Source organism: Mesorhizobium sp. M7A.F.Ca.CA.002.09.1.1, assembly GCF_003998555.1.
Classification (GTDB): Bacteria; Pseudomonadota; Alphaproteobacteria; order Rhizobiales; family Rhizobiaceae; genus Mesorhizobium; species Mesorhizobium ciceri.
Window position 1 is genome coordinate 1 of sequence record NZ_RZRR01000357.1, and the last position, 5,234, is coordinate 5,234.

A 5,234-nucleotide genomic window follows, 5' to 3' on the forward strand; every position below is an offset into this window, starting at 1 on the left:
GTCGGCGATCGCCGCGCCGATCCGCGCCAGGAAGGACGAAAGCACGGCGCCGTCCTCGCCATAGATGTCGGCGTGGTTGTCCTCGGCGGCCCCGGCGCCGGTCGTCCGTTCGTGCTCGCCTTCCACCAGCGCCTCCCGCCACAAGAATCCCGGAAAAGGTGCAAATCAGGTCTAGAGCATCGGACCCAAGGGGGAAACCGGTTTTGGGAGAATCCGACGCTCAAAAAGAAAGTGGCGTAAAGTGCGGGAATATCAACGAAATGCGTCCGGCCCGCAGCGGGCGAGACCGGCACAAATCGGATTCTGGGAAGAGAATGGTGCGGTCGAGAAGACTCGAACTTCCACGGGTTGCCCCACAGCGACCTCAACGCTGCGCGTCTACCAATTCCGCCACGACCGCACGTGGTAGAGCCGGAACCGACCGGCTCGCGGCGTGTAGCAAATCGTTTCCGGTGAAACAAGTGCACGGCAAGCAATAATGTCAGGCGATTGGCATAATGCTCCACAGGGCCCGAACGCAGCGCCGGAACTGGACGTTTGCGCCTGATATCGCCATATGGAAGGCAAGTTGATGTCGCCCAAAGGTGCGAGGCGTTTTTGGGCGCGCCATGGACAAACGAAAAGACGATACGCCATGACCGAACGCAGCCAGATCGCCACATCGTTCCTGCCGCTTCCCGGCTCGGCACCGGTCGAATGGCTGATCGAGCCCGGCCTTACCGCCTATCCCGAGGCACTTGCCTTCATGGAGGCGCGCGCCGAGGCGATCCGCAGCGGCGCTGCCGGCGAAATGGTCTGGTTGGTCGAACACCCGCCGCTCTACACGGCCGGCACCAGCGCCCGTGGCGAGGATCTGATCGACGCCAGCCGTTTCCCGGTTTTCGCGGCAGGACGCGGCGGCGAATACACCTATCATGGGCCGGGCCAGCGGGTCGCTTACGTCATGCTCGACCTGAAGCGGCGGCGCGAGGATGTCCGCGCCTTCGTCGCGGCGCTCGAACAGTGGATCATCGGCACGCTTGCCGCTTTCAATGTGCGGGGCGAGCGCCGCGAGGACCGGGTCGGCGTCTGGGTCGTGCGGCCGGATCGCCCTGCTCTGCCGGACGGCTCGCCGGCGGAGGACAAGATCGCGGCCATAGGCATCCGGCTGCGGCGCTGGGTGAGTTTTCACGGCATCGCCATCAATGTCGAGCCCGATCTCGACCATTTCAGCGGCATCGTGCCTTGCGGCGTGCAGGACCACGGCGTCACCAGCCTCGTCGACCTAGGCCTTCCCCTGACCATGGCCGATCTTGACTTGGCGTTGAAATCCGCCTTCGAGGATGTGTTCGGTCCCGCCACGGCGTTGCCTGTCGAAGCCGAGCGCAAAGCCGGCTGATCTTCCGGATCCGGTACGGCTCAAATCAGTTGGGCAGAGGCCCACAACACGCCATAGCCATGGATGGCGAACACCGCCAGCAACGCCGCCGCCATGGCCAGCCGGTCGATGGTACGGATCGGCTTCAGCTCGTGACGCGGCTTCACCCCACTGCTCATCGTCAGCAGGCTGAGGAGCGAAAACACCGCTCCCGTCGCGAGCAGGAAGGTGGCGGAAAAGCCGGCCTGCCAACCCACGGCCAGGAAAGCCGAGAGCAGGAAGAAGGAAGCCAGCGCCAGCGCGACCGGTCCCGGACAGATCTGGCGCAGCACCTGGCCGCCGTCGAACTTCCACACCGGCACCAGATTGGCGATGTTGAACAGTGCGGCGAAGCCCGCCAGGGTCGCCAGCAGGGCCGCCGCCAGCCGGTGACCTTCCGCGCCGGCAAAGGTGCTTGCGGCGATGGCGATCGGCACCAGGAAGGCCGAAAAGCCGGCGCCCATCAATGCCACGAAAGCCACTTCGAAACGGCTGTCATAGGGCCGCCCGCCAATGGCAATGCCGCCGAGCAGCGGAATGAAGATCATCCGTGCACGGTTGTGGCCCATCAGCCGGAACGCTGCCATATGGCCAAGCTCATGCAGGGCGACCACCGATGTGAGGATCGCGGCCAGTGCCAGACCGCCGAAGTGAAGGCCGAAGAATGGCCACAGGATCAGCGCCGAAAGCCCGGCAAAGCCGACCTGGCTGAGCGGATGCTCGAACCAGCCGCCCTTGCGATACTTTCCGGTCCGCGCCCAGCGCTGCAGCTTGGAGAGTTCGCGGCGCAGGGCGAAATAGCGGAACACCAGGAAGGCAACGCCACGATAGCGATCGGTCTGGCTGAGCGTCACCCGCGTGCTGTTGCCTTCCGAAACGAGTTCGGCGGTTTCGCGAAAATCCTTCCAGAACGAAGCGTCGAGTGCCGTATCCTCGATGACACGCATCGAGAAGCGGCTGCCTTCGACGACGTCTTCAAACCGCGACTTGCGTTCGATCGGCTTGCCGTCGCGACCTTCCCAGGACAGCGTGATGCGGGCCACGCCCTCGCCGTCCGGGGCCTCGGCGGACAGGATCTCACCGGACCAGCCGGCATCGCTGCCGAGCGGCCACAGCGCCTGCCAGAGGCGCTGCCGATCCATCGCCACCAGACGGGTCAGCCGGACCGTGCGCAAACCAAGCGGCACCGTCATCAACAGAAAGATCAGCCCGAGATTGCTGGCCACCAGAATGGCCGTGACGATGGGCGACACCTGGACGTTGCTCCCTGTCTTGCCGGGGCACTCTAACGTCGCTGCGGCAAGAAAAGCTTAACGGCGGAGCGGTCTTCGACCCCATGGGACCCACGGCGGCGAACGCCGCCAAATCACATGGCTCCAATCCAGATCGCCATGGAGACGAGAAAGGTGCTCATGCAAACCAGTGAGATGACATCCTGAACCAGATCGGTCATAACTCTCTCCTGTTGTTGATATGTTCGTATTTTGTTCTAATTTTGTTTCAAAGTCAACGGACACAATCCGGCCGTGTCCGAATTTCCGGGCGATCAAATCGGCAGGGTTAAGAAAAGGTTGACGGGCGAACGACGGTTGCCCAGCGCCGACCAGGGCACGACGAGACTGGGGTCAGGCCGAGCCGAGAATGGTGGATTTCGAGAACCGGAGCGGAGCGTACTTTTGGGTACGTGAGCACCGTTCTACCGCGACGGGGTAGAACGGGAAGCGCAGGAAGCCGCCTTTCGCAGGCCGGCCTCCCCCAGTATCGCCGTGCCCTAGAGCGGCACCACTTTACCGTCGGCCAACGTGACGCGACGGTCCATGCGCGATGCCAGCTCGTGATTGTGGGTGGCGATCAGCGCCGCGAGGCCCGATTGCTTGACCAGCGCCGCCAGCGCCTCGAACACATAGGACGCGGTGACCGGGTCGAGATTGCCGGTCGGCTCGTCCGCCAGCAGTACCAGCGGCGCATTGGCGACCGCACGCGCAATGGCGACGCGCTGCTGTTCGCCGCCGGAGAGCTCGGACGGCCGGTGCGCCGCGCGTTTGCCGATCTGCATGTAATCGAGCAGCTGCGCCGCGCGCTCGGCCGCGTCCTTGCGGCTGAGCCCCTTGATGAGCTGCGGCATCATTATGTTTTCCAGCGCCGAGAATTCCGGCAGCAGGTGATGGAACTGGTAGACGAAGCCGACATCGTTGCGGCGGATCGCCGTGCGCTCGTCGTCGGACAGCCGCCCGCAGGCGCGGCCGGCCAGGATGACGTCGCCGGCGTCGGGACGCTCCAGCAGGCCGGCGGTGTGCAGCAGCGTCGACTTGCCGGTGCCAGACGGCGCCACCAGCGCCACCATCTCGCCGCGCTTCAGCGAGAAGTCCGCACCATTGAGAATGGTGAGTTTTCGCGGTCCCTGGACGTAGTGCCGCTCGACGCTCTTCAGCTCGATAATGACCTCGGCCACTATTCGTACCTCAAGGCTTCGACCGGATCGAGACGCGCGGCGCGCCATGCCGGAAACACCGTTGCCAGGAAGGACAGGCCGAGCGCCATCAGGACGACATAGGTCGTCTCGCGCGGATCCATCTTCGCCGGCAACTGGCTGAGGAAATAGAGTTCAGGATTGAACAGCACCTTACCGGTCATCCACGAGAAGAACTGGCGGATCGATTCGATGTTGGTGCAGATCAGTACGCCGAGCAGCACACCGGCAAGCGTGCCGGTCACGCCGATCGCCGCACCCGTCATCAGGAAGATGCGCAGGATGGCGCCGCGCGACGCCCCCATGGTGCGCAGGATGGCGATGTCGTGGCCCTTGTCCTTCACCAGCATGATCAGGCCGGAGATGATGTTCAGCGCCGCCACCAGCACGATCAGCGTCAGGATCATGAACATGACGTTGCGTTCGACCTGCAGCGCGGAGAAGAAGGTCTCGTTGCGCTGGCGCCAATCGACCATGTCGATCGGCCGCTGCGCCGCCGCCTCCACTTTCGGTTTCAGCGCATCGACATCGTCTGGATTGTCGACATAAATCTCGATCGTTTGCGCCCGCCCGTCCATGTTGAAATAAAGCTGCGCTTCGGAAAACGGCATGTAGACGATGGACGTGTCATATTCGGACATGCCGACTTCGAAGATCGCCGCGATCTTGTAGCCCTTCATGCGCGGCGTGGTGCCGATCGGCGTCACGTCGCCGTCGGGCGAAATCAAGGTGATGGTATCGCCAAGCGTCAGGCCGAGATTCTCAGCCATGCGCTTGCCGATGGCAACGCCCTCGCCAGAATCGAAATCGGCGATCGAACCCTGCTTGATGTTGCTGGCAACGATGGCGATCTTGCTCAGATCCTCGCCGCGTATGCCGCGAACCAGCGCTCCGGTTCCGCCGCCGACATTGCCTTGCGCAAGCACCTGGCCATCGATCAGCGGGATGGCGTATTTAACGCCTGCTACACCGTTGATGCGGCTGGCGACCTGCGCATAGTCCTCCAGCGGCGAATCGAGCGGCTGCACGATCAGGTGGCCGTTGACGCCGAGGATGCGCGTCAAAAGCTCTGCCCGGAAACCGTTCATCACCGCCATGACCACAATCAGCGTGGCGACGCCCAGCATGATGCCCAGAAACGAGATCGAGGCGATCACCGAGATCACCGTCTCCTTGCGCCGCGAACGCAGATAGCGCCAGGCGACCATGCGCTCGAAGATGGAAAAGGGTCCGGCGCCGACCGATCTTGCCGCCACCGCCTCGCTCATGCGGCGACACCGAAGCGCTTCTTCGCATCCGCGATCGGCAGCGTCTCGCGCTCACCGGTCTTGCGGTTCTTGATCTCGATCTCGCGGGCGGCGACACCTG

4 protein-coding genes and 1 tRNA gene are annotated in these 5,234 nt (G+C 63.6%); 1 reads left to right on the forward strand and 4 read right to left on the reverse strand.

Annotation, left to right across the window (positions count from 1 at the left end):
• Positions 1-315: 315 nt before the first annotated feature.
• Positions 316-400: transfer RNA gene (locus tag EN994_RS16720), tRNA-Leu, on the reverse strand.
• 234 nt (positions 401-634) lie between these two features.
• On the opposite strand from EN994_RS16720, the gene lipB reads away from it, so the two are divergent.
• A complete protein-coding gene (lipB, locus tag EN994_RS16725) occupies positions 635-1,378 on the forward strand; it encodes a lipoyl(octanoyl) transferase LipB (protein WP_027160542.1) in 744 nt (247 codons plus the stop codon).
• A gap of 20 nt (positions 1,379-1,398) precedes the next feature.
• Here the strand turns inward: lipB and EN994_RS16730 are convergent, their stop codons facing one another.
• The 3 genes from EN994_RS16730 to EN994_RS16740 all read right to left on the reverse strand — a co-directional run bounded on the left by EN994_RS16730 (position 1,399) and on the right by EN994_RS16740 (position 5,134).
• Positions 1,399-2,649 carry a peptidase M50 gene (locus EN994_RS16730; RefSeq protein ID WP_024501354.1) on the reverse strand — a complete coding sequence of 417 codons (1,251 nt, stop codon included), beginning with the start codon at positions 2,647-2,649 and terminating at the stop codon, positions 1,399-1,401.
• Positions 2,650-3,167: 518 nt separating this feature from the next.
• On the reverse strand, positions 3,168-3,851 hold the full coding sequence (locus EN994_RS16735) for an ABC transporter ATP-binding protein (RefSeq protein WP_027160544.1): 684 nt from the start codon (positions 3,849-3,851) through the stop codon (positions 3,168-3,170).
• Positions 3,848-5,134 (reverse strand): lipoprotein-releasing ABC transporter permease subunit, encoded by a 1,287-nt coding sequence (locus tag EN994_RS16740; protein ID WP_013531108.1) that lies wholly within the window; start codon positions 5,132-5,134, stop codon positions 3,848-3,850. The genes EN994_RS16735 and EN994_RS16740 overlap by 4 nt, the downstream gene beginning before the upstream one ends.
• Positions 5,135-5,234 lie beyond the last annotated feature (100 nt).